At 73.0% G+C, this 22,760-nt stretch carries 16 protein-coding genes and 1 riboswitch; of the genes, 6 read left to right on the plus strand and 10 right to left on the minus strand.

Annotated elements, in window-relative coordinates; genetic code table 11:
• The first annotated feature begins 98 nt into the window (after positions 1-98).
• Positions 99-1,406 (plus strand): MFS transporter, encoded by a 1,308-nt coding sequence (locus AC5P1B_RS25580; RefSeq protein WP_493890012.1) that lies wholly within the window; start codon positions 99-101, stop codon positions 1,404-1,406.
• A complete protein-coding gene (locus AC5P1B_RS25585) occupies positions 1,330-2,685 on the plus strand; it encodes a D-arabinono-1,4-lactone oxidase (RefSeq protein WP_493890013.1) in 1,356 nt (451 codons plus the stop codon). Before AC5P1B_RS25580 ends, AC5P1B_RS25585 begins: the two co-directional genes overlap by 77 nt.
• A 174-nt stretch (positions 2,686-2,859) precedes the next feature.
• Here AC5P1B_RS25585 and AC5P1B_RS25590 read toward each other — a convergent pair whose 3' ends face one another.
• Complete coding sequence (locus AC5P1B_RS25590) at positions 2,860-4,017, minus strand: hypothetical protein (RefSeq protein ID WP_493890014.1); 1,158 nt, start codon at positions 4,015-4,017, stop codon at positions 2,860-2,862.
• Positions 4,018-4,517: 500 nt separating this feature from the next.
• Between AC5P1B_RS25590 and sepH the strand changes: the two genes are divergently transcribed.
• Positions 4,518-5,627, plus strand: coding sequence for a septation protein SepH (gene sepH / locus AC5P1B_RS25595; RefSeq protein WP_493890015.1), 1,110 nt, complete (start codon positions 4,518-4,520; stop codon positions 5,625-5,627).
• Positions 5,628-6,169: 542 nt separating this feature from the next.
• Here sepH and AC5P1B_RS25600 read toward each other — a convergent pair.
• Positions 6,170-7,057: a sulfurtransferase gene (locus AC5P1B_RS25600; RefSeq protein WP_493890016.1), complete on the minus strand. Its 888-nt coding sequence runs from the start codon at positions 7,055-7,057 to the stop codon at positions 6,170-6,172.
• A gap of 420 nt (positions 7,058-7,477) precedes the next feature.
• Between AC5P1B_RS25600 and AC5P1B_RS25605 the strand changes: the two genes are divergently transcribed.
• Positions 7,478-8,209, plus strand: coding sequence for a VOC family protein (locus AC5P1B_RS25605; RefSeq protein ID WP_493890087.1), 732 nt, complete (start codon positions 7,478-7,480; stop codon positions 8,207-8,209).
• A 45-nt stretch (positions 8,210-8,254) separates the two neighbouring features.
• Here the strand turns inward: AC5P1B_RS25605 and AC5P1B_RS25610 are convergent, their stop codons facing one another.
• From AC5P1B_RS25610 to AC5P1B_RS25625, 4 genes are all read right to left on the minus strand, one after another.
• Entirely contained in the window at positions 8,255-9,049 is a 795-nt protein-coding gene (locus AC5P1B_RS25610; RefSeq protein ID WP_493890017.1) for a thymidine kinase, read from the minus strand.
• Between the two features lie 206 nt (positions 9,050-9,255).
• On the minus strand, positions 9,256-10,494 hold the full coding sequence (locus tag AC5P1B_RS25615) for an alkaline phosphatase family protein (RefSeq protein WP_493890018.1): 1,239 nt from the start codon (positions 10,492-10,494) through the stop codon (positions 9,256-9,258).
• On the minus strand, positions 10,494-11,081 hold the full coding sequence (locus tag AC5P1B_RS25620) for a DUF5998 family protein (protein ID WP_493890019.1): 588 nt from the start codon (positions 11,079-11,081) through the stop codon (positions 10,494-10,496). Before AC5P1B_RS25620 ends, AC5P1B_RS25615 begins: the two co-directional genes overlap by 1 nt.
• A 195-nt stretch (positions 11,082-11,276) precedes the next feature.
• Positions 11,277-14,276 (minus strand): bifunctional acetate--CoA ligase family protein/GNAT family N-acetyltransferase, encoded by a 3,000-nt coding sequence (locus AC5P1B_RS25625; protein ID WP_493890020.1) that lies wholly within the window; start codon positions 14,274-14,276, stop codon positions 11,277-11,279.
• Positions 14,277-14,424: 148 nt separating this feature from the next.
• Between AC5P1B_RS25625 and AC5P1B_RS25630 the strand changes: the two genes are divergently transcribed.
• Positions 14,425-14,706, plus strand: coding sequence for an HPr family phosphocarrier protein (locus AC5P1B_RS25630; protein WP_493890021.1), 282 nt, complete (start codon positions 14,425-14,427; stop codon positions 14,704-14,706).
• Between the two features lie 127 nt (positions 14,707-14,833).
• Here AC5P1B_RS25630 and AC5P1B_RS25635 read toward each other — a convergent pair whose 3' ends face one another.
• The 4 genes from AC5P1B_RS25635 to AC5P1B_RS25650 form a co-directional block, all read right to left on the minus strand.
• Positions 14,834-15,520 (minus strand): GntR family transcriptional regulator, encoded by a 687-nt coding sequence (locus AC5P1B_RS25635; RefSeq protein ID WP_493890022.1) that lies wholly within the window; start codon positions 15,518-15,520, stop codon positions 14,834-14,836.
• Positions 15,521-15,763: 243 nt separating this feature from the next.
• On the minus strand, positions 15,764-16,639 hold the full coding sequence (locus AC5P1B_RS25640) for a M23 family metallopeptidase (RefSeq protein WP_493890023.1): 876 nt from the start codon (positions 16,637-16,639) through the stop codon (positions 15,764-15,766).
• Positions 16,640-16,653: 14 nt separating this feature from the next.
• Positions 16,654-16,816, minus strand: a riboswitch (cyclic di-AMP (ydaO/yuaA leader).
• 348 nt (positions 16,817-17,164) lie between these two features.
• Entirely contained in the window at positions 17,165-18,532 is a 1,368-nt protein-coding gene (locus AC5P1B_RS25645) for a M16 family metallopeptidase (RefSeq protein WP_493890088.1), read from the minus strand.
• A 77-nt stretch (positions 18,533-18,609) separates the two neighbouring features.
• A complete protein-coding gene (locus AC5P1B_RS25650) occupies positions 18,610-20,007 on the minus strand; it encodes a M16 family metallopeptidase (protein WP_493890024.1) in 1,398 nt (465 codons plus the stop codon).
• Between the two features lie 226 nt (positions 20,008-20,233).
• Here AC5P1B_RS25650 and AC5P1B_RS25655 point away from each other — a divergent pair, with 226 nt between their 5' ends.
• Positions 20,234-22,684: a DNA gyrase/topoisomerase IV subunit A gene (locus tag AC5P1B_RS25655; RefSeq protein WP_493890025.1), complete on the plus strand. Its 2,451-nt coding sequence runs from the start codon at positions 20,234-20,236 to the stop codon at positions 22,682-22,684.
• Positions 22,685-22,760: the final 76 nt, after the last annotated feature.

The raw sequence follows: 22,760 nt of genomic DNA on the forward strand, positions 1-22,760 counted from the left end.
CCACCCGGCTGTGACAGCCGGGAAATACCCCTGCGTGCCGCGAGCGCGAGCCGTAAGCTGTATCGGCCACACACGTTCCTTACCGGCGGAGCCCGTCCATGCCCAGCCCATACCGCGCGATCTTCGCCAATCCCGGCACCGTGGCCTTCACCACGGCCGGGTTTCTCGGCCGGATGCCGCTGGCGATGATGAGCATCGGCGTCGTCACGATGGTCTCCGAGATCACCGGCCGGTACGGGCTCGCCGGCGCCCTCGCCGCCACCCTGGCGTGCTCGGGCGCGCTCTTCGGGCCGCAGATATCCCGTCTGGTGGACCGGCACGGCCAGGCGCGCGTGCTGCGCCCGGCCGTCATGGTCGCGCTGACCGCCATCGCCGGGCTGCTGCTGAGCGCACAGCGCGGGTGGCCCGACTGGACGTTGTTCGCCTTCGCCGCGTTCGGCGGCTGTGTGCCCAGCGTCGGTTCGATGGTCAGGGCCCGGTGGGCGGCGATCTACCGCGGCTCGCCCCAGCAGCTGCACACCGCCTACTCCTTCGAGTCCGTCGTCGACGAGACGTGCTTCATCTTCGGCCCGATCATCTCCATCGGCCTGTCCACCACCTGGTTCCCCGAGGCGGGCCCGCTGGCGGCGGCCTGCTTCCTCGCCGTCGGCGTCTTCTGGCTCACCTCGCAGCGGGCCACCGAACCGGTGCCCCAGCCGCGCGACCAGCACACCAAGGGTTCGGCGCTGCGCTCCCCCGGTCTGCGCATCCTGGTGGTCACGTTCGTCGCGACCGGCGCGATCTTCAGCTCGATCGACGTGGTCACCGTGGCCTTCGCCGAGGAGCACGGCCACAAGTCGGCGGCGAGCCTGATCCTGGCGACGTACGCGCTCGGCTCCTGCCTGGCCGGTGCCGTCTTCGGACTGCTGCACCTCAAGGGTGCCGCCCACCGCAGGTGGCTGCTGGGGATCTGCGCGATGGCCGTGGGTATGATCCCCCTCCAACTGGCCGGGAACCTGGTGTTCCTGACCATCGCGCTCTTCGTCGCGGGCCTTGCCATCGCGCCCACCGCCGTGACCACCATGGCCCTCGTTGAGCAGCACGTACCGAGGGCGAAGCTGACCGAGGGCATCACGTGGACGAGCACCGGGATCGCGATCGGCATCGGGCTCGGCGCGGCCGTCGCCGGGCGGGTGGTGGACGCCTGGGGTGCCCAGGCGGGGTACGCGGTGCCCGGCGTCGCCGGAGCGTTCGCGGCCGTCATCGCGTTCATCGGCTACCGCAGGCTCGCGGTGATACCGGAGCAGGCTGCGGCTTCCGTGCCGCAGGCAAGGGGAGGGGCTGACGCGCATGGCCAGAGCGGCAACCAGCAAGGCGGCCGGGACATGGGCCGGGAGGACGGGCGGGAAGAAGAGCCCGTGGCGTAACTGGGCGGGCAATGTGACCGCCCAGCCGGTCAGGTCGGTGTCCCCGGCCTCGACGGCCGAGGTCGCCGACGCGGTGCGCGCGGCGGCCCGCGACGGGTTGCCGGTGAAGGCGGTCGGCACCGGTCACTCGTTCACGACCACCGCCGCCACCGACGGGCTGCTGATCCGGCCCGAGCGCCTCACCGGCGTCCACGCGCTGGACCCGGTGGCCGGGACGGTGACCGTCGCGGCCGGGACCTCGCTCAAGCGCCTGAACGCGACCCTGGCGGCGCACGGCCTGTCGCTCACCAATATGGGCGACATCATGGAGCAGACGGTGGCCGGGGCGACGAGCACCGGCACCCACGGCACCGGCCGCGACTCGGGCAGCCTCGCCACCCAGATCACCGCGCTCGAACTGGTCACCGCCGACGGCTCGGTGCTGCGCTGCTCCGCGACGGAGCATCCGGACGTCTTCTCCGCCGCCCGCCTCGGGCTGGGCGCGCTCGGCGTGATCACGGCGGTCACCTTCGCCGTGGAGCCGGAGTTCCTGCTCACCGCGCGCGAGGAGCCGATGTCCTTCGACCAGGTGACCGGCGAGTTCGACCAGCTCGTGGCCGACAACGAGCACTTCGAGTTCTACTGGTTCCCGCACACCGGAAGCTGCAACACCAAGCGGAACAACCGGGCCGCCGGTCCCGCGGCCCCGCCCGGCCGGGTCAGTGGCTGGGTGGACGACGAACTGGTCTCCAACGGCCTGTTCCAGGTCGTCTGCTCGCTCGGCAAGACCCTGCCGGGGACGATCCCCGGCATAGCCAAGGTCTCCAGCCGCGCCCTGTCCTCCCGTACGTACACCGACATCCCGTACAAGGTCTTCACCAGCCCGCGCCGGGTGCGCTTCGTCGAGTCGGAGTACGCCGTGCCGCGGGAGGCCGCCGTCGGGGCGCTGCGCGCGCTGAAGCGGATGATCGAGCGGTCGGGGCTGCGCGTCAGCTTCCCGGTGGAGGTGCGTACGGCGCCCGCCGACGACATCCCCCTGTCCACCGCCTCCGGCCGCGACACGGCGTACATCGCGGTGCACATGTACCGGGGCACGCCGCACGAGGAGTACTTCACGGCGGCCGAGCGGATCATGACGGCGCACGGCGGGCGGCCGCACTGGGGCAAGCTGCACAGCCGGGACGCGGAGTACCTGTCGGGGGTCTATCCGCGCTTCGGGGAGTTCACCGCGGTCCGCGACCGGCTCGACCCGGGGCGGGTCTTCGCCAACGGCTATCTGCGCCGGGTGCTCGGCGACTGATGACCTGAGTCCGTACGCGCGCGGGCTCGCGTGTAGCGACGGAAAGGGAATGCCGGCGGCCGGGCCTGGAACGCCGGCGCCGGAGCGCGGTCGGCGCCGATGTCCTGGCGCCGACCGCGTGACCGCGTCGGGGGCCGTCCGCTCACCCCTGGCGGCGGGCGGCTCCGGGGTGCCTCACTGCCCGCTCTCGGTGTCCCGCGACCCGCCGTCGGCGTTCTGCCCGCCGTCGTCCGTGCCGCCGGCACCGCTGTCGTCCATACCGCCGGTCGCGCCGTCGCCGGTCCCGCCCGTGCCGGGGGTGCCTTGCGGAGAGCTCGGCTTCGACGGCTTGGACGGGGTCGGGTCCGGCTGCCGCGAGGTCGCCCCGCCGTCCGCCGGGGACGAACCGGAGGGGGTGGGCGAGGGGCTCGCCGCCCCGCCGCCCGGGCCGGTCCGGCCAGGTGACGGGGAGGTGCCATCGGCACCCTCGTCGTCCTGGCCGCCGCCGGTGGACGGCTGTCCGCCCGACGGCGTGTCGCCGGGTCCCGAGTGCGAGCGCGGCGCGTGCGACACGCTGTTACTGAACGTGGTGCCGCTCTTGTCGTCACCCCATACGTTCGAGACGGGGCCGCCGGAGAACCACTCGATGCCCGTGATGGTCCCCATCGCGACCATGAACACGGCGAGCGCGCCGAGCAGCGGGCGCTTCCAGCCACGCAGCCGGGTGCCGTGCGTCGTGGCGTCGGTGAACACCTCACCGTCGGCGCCCCGCTCCGGCTGACGCGGCGGCGCCGCGTCCTCGGAGGTGCCCGGCTGCCGGGGCGCGCGCGGCACCCGCGTCCTGTCCCCGGCTTCCGGGCCCTCCGCGAGCGGCCACGTCACCCGCGCGGGGCGCAGCACGCGCGTCTCGTCCACCTGGTGCGACCAGCCTGCCTGACCCAGCAGCCGGGTGCGGTCGGAGTCCGGCGGCGAGGTGGGGCCGCCGTCCGCGTCGGTGTCCGCGTCGGCTTGCGGCAGCAGCCGGGTGGCGTCGGCGCCGGTCCCGGCCGCCTCGTACGGAGCGGGACGTACGTCGCCGTCCCGTGGTGGCACCTGCCGTGCGCGCGGTCTGGTCTGGACCGTCACCTCACGTATCTGCTCGCCCGTACGCCGGAACACGTGCTGGAAGACGGAGCCGCCCGCGGTCGCCACCACGCTGACCACACCGGCGCCGATGATGGTGCCGTAGACGCCGAGTCTGGAGGCGAGTACGGCGGCGGCCACGGCCGCCAAGGCACTTCCCGCCACCTGAGCGACGCTCAGTTCCAGCCGCTTGTTTCGCTCTTTTGCCTCACTTTCGGCTTTCTCGTCCATCTCCCGCCTCTGGTCAGCTTTCGATCCACCTTGCACAGAGAAGGGACATTTGGGCGAAGCCGAGGGTTCCAGTTCCGTCGATTCTGTGAACATCGACACCCGAAGCCCCGTCAGGGCCGACTTCGCAGCCCGCCAACCCCCCTGGCCTACGACAACTTCGGTGGCGCGCCGGTCCACCCGCATGGCCCAAATGGAGTACTGTTGCGAGCCCTGGCCTCGCCACTCCCGTCCGGCCGCCCGGACCAGGCGGGAGAGGTCAATCGGCGCCAACTCGACCGGCGGCGCCGCGATATGGCACCGCGCTTACTGCGAGGAGTGACGAATCGTCACTTTGAGTCGTAAACTCGTCACCGTGCCATACGGCGGATCGGTGCCTAGGCCCGACACGCCAGGCAACTCGGCAATGGTGTGGCAGGCTGCACCCGGGCAGGTCACACTCGTCTAGCGGGAGAACGGCAGCGACGCACGTGACGTCGGCAGGCACCACCCGGGAGGTTCCCATGCCCGAACTGCGTGTCGTGGCCGTCAGCAACGACGGCACACGGCTGGTGCTCAAGGCTGCGGACAGCACGGAGTACACGCTTCCGATCGACGAGCGCCTGCGCGCCGCTGTGCGCAACGACCGCGCCCGGCTCGGCCAGATCGAGATCGAAGTCGAGAGCCATCTGCGGCCGCGCGACATCCAGGCCCGGATACGGTCTGGTGCCTCCGCCGAGGAGGTCGCGCAGCTCGCCGGCATCCCTGTCGAGCGCGTACGCCGCTTCGAGGGGCCCGTGCTCGCCGAGCGCGCGTTCATGGCCGAGCGCGCCCGTAAGACTCCCGTGCGCCGCCCCGGTGAGAACACCGGCCCGCAGCTCGGAGAGTCGGTCAACGAGCGGTTGCTGCTGCGCGGTGCCGAGAAGGACACCACGCAGTGGGACTCCTGGCGGCGGGACGACGGCACCTGGGAGGTGCTGCTCGTCTACCGCGTCGCGGGCGAGACCCACACGGCCAGCTGGACCTACGACCCGCCCCGGCGGCTCGTCCAGGCCGTCGACGACGAAGCCCGGATGCTGATCGGCGAGACCGACGACACACCGGAGCCGAGCTTCCCGTTCGTGCCGCGCATCGCCAGGCTGCCGCGCGACCGGCCGCTGGACCGTGCCATGGACCGCGCGCTCGACCGGCAGACGCCCGTCGACCGCGTCGGCCACAGTGCGCCGCCGCAGCCACCGGACGAGCAGGCGCCGTCGGCTCCGGCAGCGGCGAACACCGCCGCGTCCGCGTCCCTCGACGACGGGCCCACGGAGCGTGACTCGCTGACCAGCCTGCTGGAAGCCGTCCCCAGCTTCCGGGGCGACATGATCGTGCCCGAGCCGCCGCAGGCGCCCCGCCCGCCGGAGGAGCCCGAGGAGGAGGCTGACGCCGTCGAGCCGCCAGCGCCTGCCGCGAGCGCCGGTTCCGCGTACGCGGACGTGCTCATGCCGCGCTCGGTCGCCGGGCACCGCGACCGGCTCACCGGGACCACGGACCGGCAGGCCGAGGCGGACGGGGTCCGCCCCGGCCGCCGGGCGGCCGTCCCCAGCTGGGATGAGATCGTCTTCGGCACCCGCCGTAAGAAGCAGGAGTAACGGCGGCGGGCGGGCGGATGTGCGGGAGACGAGTGTGTGCCGACTTCCGCCGCCCTGCCCGACGCCCGGCCCGAAGCAGGAGCCGTACGGGTGAGCGGGGCAGACCCCGCCCCCGTACGGACCGGTTAACGGGTGTCCGGCGGACCATGCGTGCCCGGCACCGGACCGCGCAGGGGACCTCCCCAGGCCGCCGGACCCAGGGGAAGCGCCCTGGCGCAGCCAAGGGGAGCGCCCCGTCAGGGGCGCGGCGAACCGCGCGACCAGCCACGGCGCATCCGCACCCCGCGACGCGCGGACAGCGGCTCCCCTCCCCAGCACGATCCGCCGGACACGGCCTGGTCCCGCCGCGCTCTCATCCGGGCCCGTCGGCCCCGCCCCTCCCCGGTCCGGGCGACGCGGCGACTTCGGCGCACACGCCGTTCCCCACGGCAGGCAGCCTCATCGGCCGCCCCTTCGCCCGGGCGCGGGCCGTGGCGGGCCGACCCGCACCCAGCCACCGCCCGCAGGCGCGCATTCTGGCGAGTGCGCCGGCCGGGGAGACGCTAGCCGGGCTGCGGGCCCGTGGCGACCGGGCGGGACGGGTCGCCGGACCACTCGCTCCAGGACCCGACGTACAGCGCCGCCGGAACGCCCGCCACCGCCAGGGCCAGCACTTCGTGGGCGGCGGAGACACCCGAGCCGCAATAGACACCGACCTCGGCACCGTCCGTGGCGCCGAGCTTCCCGAAACGTGCCGCCAACTCCCCCGCGGGCAGGAAACGGCCGTCCGTGCCGACGTTCTCGCTGGTGGGAGCGGAGACCGCGCCGGGGATATGGCCGCCGACCCGGTCGATGGGCTCCACCTCACCCCGGTACCGCTGGCCCGCCCGCGCGTCCAGCAGCACACCGCGCCGCGCCAGTTGAGCGGCGCCGTCGGCGTCCAGCAGGGGAAGCGCCCCCGGGCGCGGGGTGAAGTCGCCCGCCGCCTGCTCGGGGATCTCGGTGGTGACCGGCCCGTCGGCGGCGATCCACTCGGTCAGCCCGCCGTCGAGGACCCGCACCGAGGGATGCCCGGCCCAGCGCAGCAGCCACCAGGCGCGCGCCGACGCCCAGCCGCCGGTCTGCGTCGGCAGACTGCCCGCCCCACCGTCGTACACGACGACCGGGCGGTCCTCGCTCACGCCGGCCCGCCGCATCGCCGCACCGAACGTGTCGGGAGCAGGAAGCGGATGGCGGCCTCCCGCTCCGGGCGGGCCCGCGAGTTCGGTGTCGAGGTCGACGAAGACGGCGCCCGGCAGATGGCCCGCCTCGTAGGCGGCGCGGCCCGGAGGCTCATCGCCGGTCTTCACCGCCCCTGGCTGCGTCAACTGCCAGCGGATGTCCAGGAGGAGCGGCGGCCGCGCACCGGCCAGCTCGGTCGCGAGTTCGGATGCGGTAATCGTGGCATGCATGCCGTCCATCCTTCCGTACGCGCGACTGCGCCGTCCGCACGGCGCGGAACCCGGCACCGGACTGATCAGCTCCGGAAGGCCCGGGCGCTGAGCGGGGTGGGGGATGTCAAACCGGGCATTCTCGAAGAGGAACCCCGTGAATTGCGGCGCGGCCGGGGAGCGCGCCGCGACAGGTGGTGCGAGCATCTGTGCGGACCCGCCCCGTTACACCCCCGCGTGCCGCCCGGCGGCCCGGGAAGTCAGGCCACACGACGACGCTCCGAGGAGACAGTGACGATGACCGAGGCACGGCGGTCGGCCCAGGGACACCTCCCTGGGAGCACCACCCGGGGGACGCTGCCCAGCCACGGGTTGGGGGAGGCGCCCGGAGGCGGCGGCCCCACCCGGCGCACCCCTGGCACGCCCTGCTGGACGAGCCTGATGGTGCGCGACCTCGCGGCGACACAGAAGTTCTACCAGGGCTTGTTCGGCTGGGAGTTCCGGCCTGGGCCGAGCCAGTTCGGCCCGTATGTGCGGGCGTTGCTCGGTGGGCGGCGGATCGCCGGGCTCGGCGAGCTGGCCCCCGGCGTTCATCTGCCGGTGGCCTGGACGACGTTCCTCGCCACGGATGACGCCGACGCCACGGCGGAGCAGATCCGCTGCTGCGGCGGGACGGTGGCGGTGGGTCCGCTGGACGCCGAGGACGAGGGCCGGATGGCCATCGCCTCCGATCCGCTGGGCGCGGTGTTCGGCGTGTGGCAGGCGCGCGGCCACTTCGGCGGCGAGGGGACCGGGGAGCCGGGCACACCGGTGTGGACGGAGCTGCTGACCCCGGACACCGGATACGTCGGCAAGTTCTACCAGACGGTCTTCCACTGCGAGATCGACCCGGTCGTGTCGGCCGACTCCGACTACATCACGCTGACGGTGCGCGACCAGCCGGTCGCCGCGATCCGCGGCGTGGGCAACACGCTCCCCCGCGACCTGGGCCCGCACTGGGTGACGTACTTCGCGACCGCGGACCCGGACGTGGCGGCGCGCCGGGTCACGGAGCTGGGCGGGCGGGTCGTGCACGGCCCCGAGGACACCCCGGCCGGACGCCGGGTGACGGTCGCCGACCCGGAGGGCGCCGTCTTCATGCTCGTACGGTCGCGGCCCGACGACGGCACCTGACTTGGCGTCACGGGTGCGGTCGGGCAGCGCGAAGGCGGCCTGGACTCACCGTTCCCCTCCTACCGGACTCGCGGACCGGCCCGCCGGGTGGTGCGGGCCGGGCCCGGCGTCCGCGCCAACCGGGGCCGTCCACCGCGGTCCCGCGTCCGCCGAGCGGCCCGCGAGGGTGTGGTCGACGGGCAGGACGTCGGGGGACAGCGCACTGGCGCGGGCGGTCGCGGCCGTCATCCGCCGCCGGTGATGGCGGCGGCACAGCACCTCGTAGCCGACCTCGGCGGTGCCGTCGTCCGCGGCGCCCCGCGAATCCGCCTTGCGCACGTCGCCGACGACGACCTGCGCGCCCTCGACCACCATGCTCCCGCCGAGGGTGCGCGCGTTGTGCGTGGCGCGGGAGCCGCACCAGCACAGCGCCTCGACCTGGAGCACCTCGATCCGGTCGGCCAGTTCGACCAGCCGCTGCGAGCCGGGGAAGAGCTTGCTGCGGAAGTCGGTGGTGATGCCGAACGCGAAGACGTCGAGTCCGAGGTCGTCCACAACGCGGGCGAGCTGGTCGATCTGCTCGGGCGCGAGGAACTGCGCCTCGTCGGCGATGACGTAGTCCGCCCGGCCGCCCGCGGTGAGCCTGCCGACGACGTACGCGTAGAAGTCGAAGCCCTCCCCCGCCTCTATGGCATCGGTGGCCAGCCCGAGCCGTGAGGACAACCGGCCCTCCCCCGCCCGATCGTCCCGCGTGAAGATCATCCCCTGGAGCCCGCGCGCCGAGCGGTTGTGCTCGATCTGCAGAGCGAGGGTGCTCTTTCCGCAGTCCATGGTTCCGGAGAAGAACACCAGCTCGGGCATGGGGAGGCACTGGCCTTTCGGTCGTGGCTGCGGGGGGGCGGCTGTGAGGAGCGTGGTGGTCGGGACGTACGGCGTGGACCAGCGTCGCATGGCGTGGTCCGGCGGCCGCGAGGTGGGCCGCGGTGCCGGTGCGCCCCGGCCGCGGGGAGTGGTCCGGCGTCCGGGGTGTCGTACCCCGTGGCGAACGCCGTACGCCACCGGTGGACTCAGGTGCGCACTTCGAGGAGCGGCACGAGCTGTTCGACGGGGGTCATCGAACCGTGCAGGCCGATCATCGAGGACTCGTTCGGCTCGGTCCGTGAGGCGACGATCGCCACGTCGTCGCAGGCCGCGGCGACGACATCGCCGATCCGCCCGTACACCCGGTCGTCCACACCGGCGCCGGGCGGCCCGAACCAGCCCGCCGCCACCGCCTCGTCCCTGCCGGCGACCCACATCCTGTCCCCCAGCACCTCACGCCAGACGGCCAGGACATCGGCTGCCGCGCCGGGGACCGCGTACACATGCCGGGCGCGCCCCTCTCCGCCGAGGAAGGCCACGCCCGCGCGCAGCTCCCAGTCGTCGTCGAAGTCGATCCGCGCGTCGGGGTCGAAGGGCAGGTCGATCATGCCGTGGTCGGCGGTGACGTAGAGGGCGGCGTCCGGCGGCAACTGCTCGGCCAGCCGCTGCGCGAGCCCGTCGACATACATCAACTGGCCACGCCATTCGTCGGAGTCCACGCCGAAGCGGTGACCCTTGCCGTCTACCTCGCTGTAGTACGTATAGACGAGGGTGCGGCTCGCGGCGCCGGTCTGGGCGGCGGCGAAGTCCATCCGCTCCTCGCCCGAGAGCCTGCCGTGGAAGGTGCCGCCGCTCAGGGCGACCTTCGTGAGCGGGGTGTGCTGGAAGGAGGGGGCTGAGACCTGGCAGGTGTGCACGCCTGCCGCGTCGGCCAGCTGGAAGACGGTCGGATACGGCTGCCAGGCGTGCGGGTCGGTCCACGGCTGCCAGCGCAGCTGGTTCATCAGCCGCCCGGTCGCCGGGTCGGCGACCGTATAGCCGGGCAGGCCGTGCGCGCCGGGCGGAAGGCCGGTCCCCACGGAGGCGAGCGAGGTCGCGGTCGTGGAGGGGAAACCGGCGGTCATCGGCCGGCCGGTGCCGTTCATGGACGTGCCGAGCAGCGACGTCAGGAACGGCGCCTCGGAGGGGTGCGCGCGCAGCATCTCCCAGCCGAGCCCGTCGATGAGGAAGACGCACACGCGGTCGGCGGGGGCCAGCGCGAAACCGCCGCCGCCGGAGAAGCCGGGGACTCCCTGCCCGGCGGCTATGGCGGGCAGCAGATCACTGAGCGAGCCCGTGCCGTAGCGGGGAGCCGGGGCGCTCGCCGGGTCGAGGAGCGGTCCCCCGGGCTCCGGCTCGGGCCAGGCGGAACTGGTGGCGGTGGGGCCCGCGCTGGAACCCGCCATCAGCGGGTGGCCGCGGTGGTCGCCTCGGACAGGGCCTGGGAGAACTCCAGGGTCTGCCGGACGCTGTCGGGGCCGTCACCCGCCTCGCTGACGCGCAGCGAGAGGTCGTCAGCGGTGGAGGAGCCGGTGTAGCCGTGGTCGGCCTCACAGTTGGGGTCGCCGCAGCTGGCGGGCTCCAGGTCGAGCCGGCTGACCGCGCCCCAGCCGATGGTGAGCACGACCTCGCGCGGCAGCGTGCCCGGTGTGTACGACTCGGGGTTGGCGACGACGCGGCTGAGCACGACGGAGGAGATCCGGTCCAGCTTCACCGACTCGGTGGAGGTCGTGGCATACGGCGTTGCGGAGCTGTCGTCGGCGGCCTGCTCGTCGGTGTGGCTCACGATGAAGCGGGTGGCGGTGAGCACGAGGACCGTCACATGCCGGCGGACCTCGTTGGAGTCGAACGTCGTCTCCTGGTGGACCAGGAAGGCCACGACTGGATCGCCGCCCACGGCGGCCTCAACCGCTTCGGCAACGAGGGCCGGGTAGTAGCCGCTGCGCTCGATTGCCGCGCGCAGCCCCTGGGTCGTCGTACCGGTCTTCGCCATGCCCCCCATCTTACGGGGCGGTGCGGGCCCTGATCCCCTCACCTGCCGCGCCCGGTGACGGGCGTTCGCCGCGAACGGGGCCGCGCGGGGGCCCGTAAAGATCATCCGCGACGCCCTTCCGGTCCGCGGGCCTGATGCCGTCTCCGCGGGCTCTCGGCGCTCACGCCCGTGCGGGTGCCCGGCCCGCGCGGCGCTTCAGTACGCGGGCAGATGGCGCGGGCCGAGGTCCGTGCGGACCGGGGGCGGCGCCAGCCGCAGGGACGCGCCCAGGACGGACAGCCCGCGCGGGGCGACGACCACGGGCTCCAGATGGACGGCCACCACCTCGGGGTGGTCGCCCACCAGGCGGGAGACCCGCAGCAGCAGTTCCTCAAGGGCCGGGGTGTCCACGGGCTGCGAGCCGCGCCAGCCGAACAGCAGCGGCGCGGTCCTGACCGAGCGGATCAGCTCGGCCACATCCCGGTCGGTGGCCGGGATCAGCCGGTGCGCGGTGTCGCCGAGCAGCTCGGAGGGGGCTCCGGCGAGGCCGAAGGAGAGCACGGCGCCCGCCGCCGGGTCGATCGCCGCCCGTACGACCGTGTCCGCGCCGCGCGGGGCCATCCGCTGCACGACCAGCCGCAGTTCCTCCGGCTTGCCGAGGAGGCTGGTCAGCTCCGCGTACGCACGGCGCAGCTCCGCCTCGCCGCCCAGGTCGAGCCGGAAGGCGCCCAGGTCGGCCCGGTGGCGCAGATGGGGCGCGGTGGGCTTGATGGCGACGGGGTAGCCGAGGCGATCGGCGGCTCGCACGGCGCTGTCGGGGTCGGGGGCGGGGAGGGCGGGCAGCACGCTGATGCCGTAGCGGGCCAGCAGGCGCTGGGCGTCCGGCGCGGAGAGCGCGAAGCTCCGCGCCGCGCGGCGGCCGGTGTCGCGCACACCGCCGGGGACGCGGCCGCCGACGGGCGCGGTGGGCGCCGCGGCCTCCTCCGTGGCCTGTTCGTGGGCGGCGAGGAGGATGTCGATGTCGGCACCGGCGCCGGGCTCGTCGATGTCGTCGTACTCGGGGACCCGGCCCGGCTCGGCGGCCTGCCGCCGCCAGTGCGCGTACCGCACGGCCTCGGCCAGCGCCCGCACCGCGCGCTCGGCGGCGGGGTAGGCGGGCACCCGGCACTCCTTCACCGGGCGGGCCCCCGGACCACCCGCCCCCTCGGCGCCTTCGGCACCCTCTGAGGTCTCTGCCGCACCGGGCGCGTCCATCGCGCCGGGGGCGTCCGTCGCACCGGGCGCGTCCATCGCGCCGGGACCCGGGGCGCACGGCGTACCTGACGCGTACGGCTGGGCCAGCGCGGCGGCGAGGCCGGGGATCTCCAGATGGACCACGGCCACCGGCTTCGCCGTGGGGCTCACGGCCGCCGCTTCCCTGATCGCGGCCGCGAGACCGGTGGCCGACTCGTCGCCGACCCAGGGGATGGCGGTCACGACGACGGCGTCGCACAGGTCGTCGTCCAGGGCCTCGGTCAGCGCCCGGCGGAAGTCGGCGGGCTCGGCGGCCGTCGTCAGATCGCGCGGCGGGAAGGGGCGCAGCCCGTCCGTGAGGCAGGCGTCGTACGTGAGCAGACCCAGCGACTCGGAGTTGCCCAGGATCGCCACGCGGGGCCCGCGCGGCAGTGGCTGGGACGCGAGGAGGAGGCCCACGTCCGCGAGTTCGGTGACGGTCCCTACCCGGATGACGCCCGCCTGCCGCAGCAGCGCCGAGACCGTGGCGTCGGGGATGCGGGTGGTGGGGACGGCGTGGCCCGCGGGCTCGCTGCCGCTGTGCCTGGCCCCCTTGACGACGACGACCGGCTTGACGGCGGCGGTCCGCTTCGCGAGGCGGGTGAACTTGCGCGGGTTGCCGATGGACTCCAGGTAGAGCAGGGCGACATCGGTGTCGGGGTCGTCGTGCCAGTACTGGAGGAGGTCGTTGCCGGAGACGTCGGCCCGGTTTCCGGCGGAGACGAAGGTCGAGACGCCGAAGAGCCCGGAGCCGCGCCGGTGGAGTCCGGACAGCAGGGCGATCCCGATGGCGCCGGACTGGGTGAACAGCCCGATCCGCCCGGCGGGCGGCATCTGCGGCGACAGCGACGCGTTGAGCTGGACCCGCGCCGCGGTGTTGATGACGCCGAGGGCGCCGGGGCCGATCAGCCGCATGCCGTACGAACGGGTCTGCCGTACGAGCTCGCGCTGCCGGTCCCTGCCCTCGGGGCCGCTCTCGGCGTAGCCGGAGGAGACGACGACCAGGCCCTGCACCCCGTGCTCGCCGCAGTCGGCGACCACGGCGGGCACCTGCTCGGCGGGGACGGCGACGACCGCGAGATCCACCGGGCCTTCGACGTCACGGATGGAGCGGTACGCGGCGACGCCCGCGGCCGTGCGGGGCGGGGGCGGCTCGGCGAGGTCGGGGCCGGTCAGGCGCGAGCGCCCCGGCGGGAACGCCTTGTTGACCGCGTGCACCTCGCCCGTGAAGCCGCCGCCCAGCAGGTCACGCAGCACGGCGCGGCCGACGCCGCCGGGCTCGCGCCCCACACCGATGACGGCCACCGAGCCCGGGGCGAGGAGGCGCTGGACGGAGCGCGCCTCGGCGCGCTGTTCGCGGGCGCGCATGACGGCGAGGGACCGCGCGGTGGGTTCGAGGTCGAATTCGAGTCGGACGACGCCGTCCTCGAAGCTGCGCTGCTGGGTGTAGCCCGCGTCCGTGAAGACCTTGATCATCTTGCTGTTGGCGGGCAGCACCTCGGCGACGAACCGGCGGATGCCGCGCTCGCGGGCCACGGCGGCGATGTGCTCCAGGAGGGCGGAGGCGACGCCGCGGCCCTGGTGGGCGTCCTGGACCAGGAAGGCCACCTCGGCCTCGTCGGCGGGCGCCGAGGAGGGCATCCCGCGCTCGTTGATCCGGTCGTAGCGGACCGTGGCGATGAACTCGTCGCCGACGGTCGCCGCGAGGCCCACCCGGTCCACGTAGTCGTGGTGGGTGAAGCGGTGCACATCGCGGTCGGAGAGGCGGGGGTAGGGCGCGAAGAACCGGTAGTACTTGGATTCGTCGGAGACCTGCTCGTAGAAGCTGACGAGGCGCCGCGCGTCGTCGGGAGTGATGGGGCGGATCTGCCCGGTGCCGCCGTCGCGGAGCACGACGTCCGCTTCCCAGTGGGTCGGATACGCGTGATCGGCGGACTTCTCCATGGGCCCCAGCGTAGGCGGGGGGACCGACAAGTGTCCGGCTCGCGCGCACCCTTGTGGCGGGGCAGGCTGTGGGGAGGTCCCGCCCGGGGCATTCCGCACGCCGTGAGAGACTGGTCTAGACAACAGTAACGACCTGAAGGGCAACACCATGGTTGAGCGCCGCGTCACCGTCGGCTGGGCCGAGGGCCTGCACGCCCGCCCCGCGTCGATCTTCGTCCGCGCCGCGACCGCCGCCGGCGTCCCCGTGACGATCGCCAAGACGGACGGCACCCCGGTCAACGCCGCGTCGATGCTCGCCGTGCTCGGGCTTGGCGCCCAGGGCGGCGAGGAGATCGTGCTGGCCTCCGAGGACGACGCCGCCGAGGCCGCGCTCGACCGCCTCGCGAAGCTGGTCTCCGAGGGACTTGAGGAGCTTCCGGAGACGGTCTGATTCGCTTTTCCACTCACGACACGGCCGCGGCGACCAGAATTCAGGTCACCGCGGCTTTGTTGTTTATTGGCGCGGAATGACCTGAGGCCGACGCGCGAATTACTGTGCGTTGTATACGGGACGGCCGTTAATGGTGAGCACTCGCGGTGTTGACAACATGTTTCGAATAACTCACCTGGACCGCGCTGCGAAGCCGGTACCCGGCCCGCGCGCGTTCCGCTTGCGCCGTGACGAGCGAGCGGGCCCGCTCCGGGTCGCTCCGTCCCACGGCGTCCACCAGCGCCCCGTACTCCGTCCACGACTGGGTGGCGCGCACCGGCGGCTGGACCGCGTACAACCAGGTGATCTTGCGGCGCAGCTGGGTCAGCAGCGCCGCGAGGCTGGGGCTGCCCGACGCCTGGGCGAGCGTCTCGTGGAACCACTCCCCCAGCGGCCTCAGCTCGCTCAGCTGCCCCCGCTGGGCGCGCTCCTGGCCGAGCCGGACCAGCCCCCGCAACACCTTGAGGTGCGCCTCGGTGCGGCGCTGCGCCGCACGGGCCGCGCCCAGCGGCTCCACCAGCGCCCGCAGTTCCAGCAGATCGGCGGCCTCCCGCTCGGTGGGCCGCGCGACGCACGCGCCCGCGTGCCTGCGCGTGGCCACGAAGCCCTCCGACTCCAGCGTGCGCAGCGCCTCGCGCACCGGGACCCGGGAGACTCCGTAGCGCCGGGCGAGCAGCTCCTCGGTCAGCCTGCTGCCGGGGGCGAAGGTCCCTGACACGATGTCGTCGCGGATCGCCACGCATACCACGTGCGCGGAAATCGTACGGTCCCCCATTGTCGAACCTCCGCTTTAATCCCCGCGAAACTCGCCCTTTTGATGTCTGTCCAGCAACTGTATTCGAAGGCGGCGGTATTTCCGACGGACCCGGGGATTTCATGGATATTTTTTGGCCATGGCGACGCCGAAGGCCCCGGCTGGGGAGCCGGGGCCTTCGGTGAGCGGAGCGGGTGGCGAGGGGGACGCCTCGCGGGTGGCTGCCGGCGGGACGGGCGCGTGCCGGACAGCCGCCTGGGCCGGTCAGACGCTGACGCCGTGCGACCGCAGGTACGCCACGGGGTCGATGTCCGAGCCGTACTCGGCGGAGGTGCGGGCCTCGAAGTGCAGGTGCGGGCCGCTGGAGTTGCCCGTGCTGCCGGAGAGGCCGATCTGCTGGCCCGGGGTGACCGTCTGGCCGACCGAGACGCCGACGGACGACAGGTGGCCGTACTGGGTGTACGTGCCGTCGTTCATCTTGATCACGATGTTGTTGCCGTACGCGCCGCCCCAGCCCGCCTCGACGACGGTGCCCGAGCCCACAGCGCGGACCGAGGTGCCGGAGGCGGCGTGGAAGTCCACACCGGTGTGGCTGCCGGAGGACCAGGCACCACCGGACGCCTGGTACTGGGTGGAGACGTAGCTGCCCGCGATCGGGGAGACGTACGAGCCGAGGGCCGGGCGCTCGGCGGAGCGGGCGGGACGTGCGGTGTCCTCGGAGCGCTCACTGGCGGCCTCGGCGGCGGCCTTCTTCGCCGCGGCCTTCTTCTTCGCGGCCTCGGCGGCGGCCTTGCGCTTGGACTCGTCGGCCTTCTTCTTGGCCTCGGCGGCGTACTCCTTGGCCTGCTCGCGCGCCTCTTCCTCGGCCTTCAGCTTGGCGGCGGCCTGCTCGGCGGCCGTGTACTGGGCGTCGGCCTGGGCGCCGATCTGGTCGGCGATGGCCTCGTCGACGGCGATCGCCTGGTGGAGGCCGGTGTCCTCGGCCTCGGTGGTGTCCGGTCCTGAGGCGGCCATCGCGGGGGCGGCGATACCGGCGACGACTCCGGTGGCGGCGAGGGTGGCTATGCCGGCGACGCTCGCGGTGTTACGGGACAAGCGGCTGGGACGGCGATGCCGACCGGGGGCACGGGTGAACGCCATGGGCAGGCGTACTCCTTTCCTTCCTTCTCGCCTACCGGGTTAGCTGACGGGTTCGGAGCAGGAAGGTCTCCTACGGGCACCACACCCTCGCGGGATGGTGACCGATTCACCCCAGGGGACATATGGGTCCCCGGCTCCCCTGGCTCGCGCCGTACGGGGACTCGGCGATGGCTGCCCGGCGCCACGGTTGTGACTGGTTTCTGACGGACAACCGGATTGACGCTAAGCGGGACGTCTTTCGAACGGCAAACAGAACAGGCTGTTTGTTGCGTACGCCACACGGCAGACAGGCAGCCTCTCCAGCAAACCGGACATACCGAAGGCCCTGGTGTCGCGTACGACACCAGGGCCTCCTCGCCCGCTTTGTCCCGCCGCCCACCCCGACTGCCGCTGAGCGCGCGCCGGTACGACACCTCCGGACCGGGTCGGAACGGAGCGCCGGACGGCCCGGAGGCGGCCCGCCGCGGCAGCCGGACAGGGCGAGAGAGGGCGGCCCGCCAGGAGCCGCCCCGGGCGGGCCAGGGGTCAGCCCGTGACCACCCGCACGTCGCCGATGCCCAGCGCCTTGACCGGCTCCTCGATGACCGAGGCGTCACCGACCAGCACCGTCACCAGGCGGTCCACCGGGAAGGCGTTGACGACAGCGGCCGTCGCCTCGACCGTGCCGGTCTGCGCGAGTCGCGCGTACAGCCGGGCCTGGTAGTCGTCCGGCAGATGCTGCTCGACCTGGTCGGCGAGGGTGCCCGCGACGGAGGCGGCGGTCTCGAACTTCAGCGGGGCGACGCCCACGAGGTTCTGCACGGCCACATCGCGCTCGTCGTCGGTCAGACCCTCGGCCGCCAGGGTGCGCAGCACCTTCCAGGCGTCGTCCAGGGCCGGTCCGGTGACCTCGGTGGCCACCGAACCGCTGAGGGCCAGCAGCGACGCCCCGGAGCCGTCCGGGGTGGAGCGCATGACCTGGGCGAACGCGCGGACGCCGTAGGTGTAGCCCTTCTCCTCCCGCAGCACCCGGTCGAGACGCGAGGTGAGCGTGCCGCCGAGGCAGTACGTGCCGAGCACCTGGGCGGGCCAGACCTGGTCGTGCCGGTCCGCGCCGACCCGGCCGATGAGCAGCTGCGTCTGGACGGCGCCGGGGCGGTCCACGATGACGACACGGCCGGTGTCGTCGGCGGACACGGCGGGCACGGGCCGGGGCTCGGCCATGTCCCCCGTCCAGGCGCCGAGGGTGTCGGCCAGCGCCTCGTCGAGGTCGACGCCGGTCAGGTCGCCGACGACCACGACGGTGGCCGTCGCCGGGCGCACGTGCGCCGCGTAGAAGGCGCGCACGGCGGCGGCGTCGATGTCCCGCACGGTGTCCTCGGTGCCCTGGCGGGGCCGGGACATCCGGGAGTCGGCCGCGAACAGCTCCTTGGACAGGGCCATCGCGGCACGGCGGGCCGGGTTGGCCAGCTCATGCGGGATCTCGTCGAGCCGGTTGCGGACCAGCCGCTCGATCTCGCCGTCGGGGAAGGCGGGGGCGCGCAGCGCGTCGGCGAGCAGGCCGAGCGCCTTGTGCAGCCGGGACGCCGGGACCTCCAGGGAGACGCGGATGCCGGGGTGGTCGGCGTACGCGTCGAGCGTCGCACCGCAGCGCTCCAGCTCGGCGGCGAAGTCCTCGGCCGCGTGCTTGTCGGTCCCCTCGGACAGCGCCCGGGCCATGATCGTGGCAACGCCGTCGAGCCCCTTCGGCTCGGCTTCGAGCGGCGCGGCGAGGTTGACCTCGACCGCGACGACCTGCTGGCCGGGGCGGTGGCAGCGGAGCACGGTGAGGCCGTTGGGCAGCCCGCCGCGCTCGGGGGCGGGGAAGGCCCATGGCCTGGCCTCGCCCGGCTGTGGCTGGGGGTGGAATTCCATGCTGGTCACGGCTGTGTCCGTCGCGTTGGTGGCGTTGGTCGCGTTCGTCTGGGTCGCGGTCGTGGCTGCGGCGTCGCTCACCGGTCGGCCCCTTCTTCGCTCGCTGCGTTGTCATCGGCCTCGACCACGTCGGTCGGCTCCGTCGGCTCGGCCGCCTCGGGTTCCTCGGCCGGTGTGATCGGCTCGTAGACCAGCACCGCGCGGTTGTCCGGGCGCAGCCGGGCCTGGGCGACCGCCCGTACCTCCTCGGCGGTGACGTCGAGCACCCGGCTCACGGCGCTCAGCGCCAGCTGCGGGTCGCCGAACAGCACCGCGTACCGGCACAGTTCGTCGGCGCGGCCGCCGACCGTGGCGAGCCGGTCCAGCCATTCGCGCTCCAACTGCGCCTGCGCGCGCTCCATCTCCTCTGGGGTGGGCCCCTCGGCGGCGAAGCGGGCCAGCTCCTCGTCGACGGCGGCCTCGATGCCGGGCACCTCCACTCCGCCGGAGGTCTTCACGTCGAGCCAGCCGAGCGAGGGCGCGCCCGCGAGGCGCAGCAGCCCGAAACCGGCGGCCACGGCGGTGCGGTCGCGGCGCACCAGGCGGTTGTGCAGCCGGGAGGACTCGCCGCCGCCGAGGACGGTGAGCGCCAGGTCGGCGGCGTCCGCCTCGCGGGTGCCGTCGTGCGGCAGGCGGTAGGCGGCCATCAGCGCGCGGGCGGGGACGTCCTCGCGCACCTCCTCGCGCAGCTGCTCGCCCATGATGTCGGGCAGGGACCCGTCGCGCGGCGGCTGCTTGCCGTCGTGCCCGGGGATGCTGCCGAAGTACTTCTCGATCCACGCCAGGGTCTGGTCGGTGTCGATGTCGCCGACGACCGAGAGGACCGCGTTGTTCGGCGCGTAGTACGTGCGGAAGAACTGGCGCGCGTCGTCCAGGGACGCGGCGTCCAGGTCGGCCATCGAACCGATCGGCGTGTGGTGGTACGGATGGCCCTCCGGGTAGGCCATGGCGGTCAGCCGCTCGAAGGCGGTGCCGTAGGGAACGTTGTCGTAGCGCTGGCGGCGCTCGTTCTTCACGACATCGCGCTGGTTCTCCATGCTCTCCTCGTCGAGAGCGGAGAGCAGCGACCCCATGCGGTCCGCCTCAAGCCACAGCGCCAGCTCCACCTGGTGGGTGGGCATGGTCTCGAAGTAGTTGGTCCGCTCGAAGCTGGTGGTGCCGTTGAGCGAGCCGCCCGCGCCCTGCACCAGCTCGAAGTGCCCATTGCCGGGAACCTGCTTCGAGCCCTGGAACATCAGGTGCTCGAAGAGGTGGGCGAGGCCTGTACGCCCCTTGACTTCGTGGCGGGAGCCGACGTCGTACCAGAGGCAGACCGCGGCGACCGGGGTCAGGTGGTCCTCGGAGAGCACCACTCGCAGGCCGTTCGCCAGGCGGTGCTCGGTCGCTGTCAGGCCGCCGGAACCGGCCTGTTGCGTGGCCGTGTGACCCATGGGCATGTACGTCCCTTCGATCGCGCGATCTATCGCGTGTTGAGCAGTCCTGTCACTGTATGCAAGCGCGCTGACATCTGGCGAAGTTCCCGGGCGAAGCCACCCGCACCGCGGGGGGCCGGCGAGCCGCTGACGGCCCCGGCAGCCAGGTCGTGGTCGGCGTTGTCAGTGCGGCGGTCCACAATGGTCCGCGTCAGCACCCGCATCCGCAGTTGAAGGAGCCGCAGCCGCGATGGCCCGCCGCAGCACGAAGACCCCGCCGCCGGAGGCTTTTGAGGAACGCATTCTCGATATCGACGTCGTCGACGAGATGCAGGGCTCCTTCCTCGAATACGCCTACTCGGTCATCTACTCGCGCGCCCTGCCCGACGCCAGGGACGGGCTCAAGCCCGTGCATCGCCGCATCCTCCATCAGATGAACGACATGGGCTTGCGCCCCGAGCGCGGTTACGTCAAGTGCGCCCGCGTCGTCGGCGAGGTGATGGGCAAGCTGCATCCGCACGGTGACGCGTCCATCTACGACGCCCTGGTGCGCATGGCGCAGCCGTTCTCGATGCGGCTCCCGCTGGTCGACGGACACGGCAACTTCGGCTCGCTCGGCAACGACGACCCGCCCGCGGCCATGCGGTACACCGAGTGCAAGATGGCGTCGGCGACCTCGCTGATGACCGAGTCGATCGACGAGGACACCGTCGATTTCGCGCCGAATTACGACGGCAGCGAGCAGGAGCCGGTCGCCCTGCCGGCCGCCTACCCGAATCTCCTGGTCAACGGCGCCTCCGGGATCGCCGTGGGCATGGCGACGAACATGCCGCCGCACAACCTGGGCGAGGTCATCGCGGCGGCCCGGCATCTGATCAAGCACCCGGCCGCGGATCTCGACACCCTGATGCGCTTCGTGCCAGGACCGGACCTGCCGACCGGGGGCCGCATCGTCGGCCTCACGGGCGTGCGTGACGCGTACGAGACCGGGCGCGGCACGTTCAAGATCCGCGCGACGGTCACCGTCGAGGACGTCTCCCCGCGCCGCAAGGGGCTCGTCGTCACGGAGCTGCCCTTCGCCGTCGGCCCCGAGAAGGTCATCGCCAAGATCAAGGACCTGGTCGGCTCGAAGAAGCTGCAGGGCATCGCCGACGTCAAGGACCTCACCGACCGCGAGCACGGCCTGCGTCTCGTCATCGAGGTGAAGAACGGCTTCAACCCGGAGGCCGTGCTGGAGCAGCTGTTCAAGCTGACGCCGATGGAGGAGTCCTTCGGCATCAACAACGTGGCGCTGGTGGACGGCCAGCCGCTGACGCTGGGCCTGAAGGAGCTGCTTGAGGTCTATCTCGACCACCGCTTCGAGGTGGTGCGGCGGCGCAGCGAGTTCCGGCGCGGCAAGCGGCAGGACCGGCTGCACCTGGTGGAGGGGCTGCTGACGGCCCTGCTCGACATCGACGAGGTCATCAGGATCATTCGATCGAGTGACAACGCCGCGCAGGCCAAGGAGTCGCTGATCGCGCGGTTCTCCCTCTCGGAGATCCAGACCCAGTACATCCTCGACACCCCGCTGCGCCGCCTGACCCGGTTCGACCGCATCGAGCTGGAGGCCGAGCGGGACAGGCTGACCTCGGAGATCGCGGAGCTGACCCGCATCCTCGACTCCGACGCGGAGCTGCGGAAGCTGGTCTCGGGCGAACTGGCGACGGTGGCGAAGAAGTTCGGGACCGACCGGCGGACGGTGCTGCTGGAGTCGGCGGGCTCCCTCGTGGCCTCGGTGCCGCTTGAGGTGCCGGATGACCCGTGCCGGGTGCTGCTGTCCTCGACCGGCCTGCTGGCCCGTACCGCGAACGGCGAGCCCGGGGACCACGGCTCGGAGAGGCGCGCCAAGCACGATGTGATCGTCTCCGCGGTCCCGGCGACGGCGCGCGCCGATGTGGGCGTGGTGACCTCGGCCGGGCGGCTGCTGCGGATGCCCGTGATCGACCTGCCCATGCTCCCGGACACGGCCTCGGCCCCCAGCCTGACCGGCGGGGCGCCGCTGTCGGAGTTCCTCACGCTGGCCGACGGGGAGCGGGTGGTGTCTCTCACCACGCTTGACGAGTCCTCGCCCGGCCTCGCCATCGGCACCGCGCAGGGCGTCGTGAAGCGGGTGGTGCCGGACTATCCGGCGAACAAGGAGGAGTTGGAGGTCATCAGCCTCCGGGGCCAGGACGAAGTCGTCGGCGCCGTGGAACTGCGGACCGGTGAGGAGGATCTGGTCTTCATCACCGACGAAGCGCAGCTCCTGCGGTATCCCGCGGCCCAGGTCCGCCCGCAGGGCCGGGCCGCCGGCGGTATGACGGGCGTGAAGCTCGGCGCGGGCGCGAAGGTGATCTCCTTCAGCGCGGTGGACCCGGCGGCTGACGCGGTGGTGTTCACCGTCGCCGGTTCGCACGGCACGCTCGATGACTCGGTGCAGACGGCGAAGCTCACGCCGTTCGACCAGTATCCGCGCAAGGGCAGGGCAACGGGCGGGGTGCGCTGTCAGCGCTTCCTGAAGGGCGAGGACTGCCTGGTCATGGCCTGGGCGGGGGCGTCGCCCGCCCGCGCGGCCTCGAAGACCGGGGCCCCGGTGCCGCTGCCGGAGATCGACCCGCGCAGGGACGGCTCGGGCCTGCCGCTGGAGAAGCCGGTCGCGGTGGTCGCCGGCCCGGCCTCGTGAGCCCGCTCACCGCGCCGGGGGTGAGCCCGGCGCGGTGAGCGAGCCTGGCGCGGTAAACGTCCCAGACGCGCGAGCG

It is taken from the genome of Streptomyces sp. A01 (genome assembly GCF_059026195.1).

Excerpts from the sequence above, each read along its gene's own strand:
- AC5P1B_RS25610 (WP_493890017.1), bottom strand. The coding sequence starts at position 9,049 with ATGCCCGAGCTGGTGTTCTTCTCCGGAACCATGGACTGCGGAAAGAGC.
- AC5P1B_RS25640 (WP_493890023.1), bottom strand. The coding sequence starts at position 16,639 with ATGGCGTTCACCCGTGCCCCCGGTCGGCATCGCCGTCCCAGCCGCTTG.
- AC5P1B_RS25605 (WP_493890087.1), top strand. The coding sequence starts at position 7,478 with ATGGTGCGCGACCTCGCGGCGACACAGAAGTTCTACCAGGGCTTGTTC.
- AC5P1B_RS25655 (WP_493890025.1), top strand. The coding sequence starts at position 20,234 with ATGGCCCGCCGCAGCACGAAGACCCCGCCGCCGGAGGCTTTTGAGGAA.
- AC5P1B_RS25585 (WP_493890013.1), top strand. The coding sequence starts at position 1,330 with ATGGCCAGAGCGGCAACCAGCAAGGCGGCCGGGACATGGGCCGGGAGG.
- AC5P1B_RS25625 (WP_493890020.1), bottom strand. The coding sequence starts at position 14,276 with ATGGAGAAGTCCGCCGATCACGCGTATCCGACCCACTGGGAAGCGGAC.
- AC5P1B_RS25630 (WP_493890021.1), top strand. The coding sequence starts at position 14,425 with ATGGTTGAGCGCCGCGTCACCGTCGGCTGGGCCGAGGGCCTGCACGCC.
- AC5P1B_RS25600 (WP_493890016.1), bottom strand. The coding sequence starts at position 7,057 with ATGCATGCCACGATTACCGCATCCGAACTCGCGACCGAGCTGGCCGGT.
- sepH (WP_493890015.1), top strand. The coding sequence starts at position 4,518 with ATGCCCGAACTGCGTGTCGTGGCCGTCAGCAACGACGGCACACGGCTG.
- AC5P1B_RS25635 (WP_493890022.1), bottom strand. The coding sequence starts at position 15,520 with ATGGGGGACCGTACGATTTCCGCGCACGTGGTATGCGTGGCGATCCGC.
- AC5P1B_RS25645 (WP_493890088.1), bottom strand. The coding sequence starts at position 18,532 with ATGGAATTCCACCCCCAGCCACAGCCGGGCGAGGCCAGGCCATGGGCC.
- AC5P1B_RS25580 (WP_493890012.1), top strand. The coding sequence starts at position 99 with ATGCCCAGCCCATACCGCGCGATCTTCGCCAATCCCGGCACCGTGGCC.
- AC5P1B_RS25590 (WP_493890014.1), bottom strand. The coding sequence starts at position 4,017 with ATGGACGAGAAAGCCGAAAGTGAGGCAAAAGAGCGAAACAAGCGGCTG.
- AC5P1B_RS25620 (WP_493890019.1), bottom strand. The coding sequence starts at position 11,081 with ATGGCGAAGACCGGTACGACGACCCAGGGGCTGCGCGCGGCAATCGAG.
- AC5P1B_RS25650 (WP_493890024.1), bottom strand. The coding sequence starts at position 20,007 with ATGCCCATGGGTCACACGGCCACGCAACAGGCCGGTTCCGGCGGCCTG.
- AC5P1B_RS25615 (WP_493890018.1), bottom strand. The coding sequence starts at position 10,494 with ATGGCGGGTTCCAGCGCGGGCCCCACCGCCACCAGTTCCGCCTGGCCC.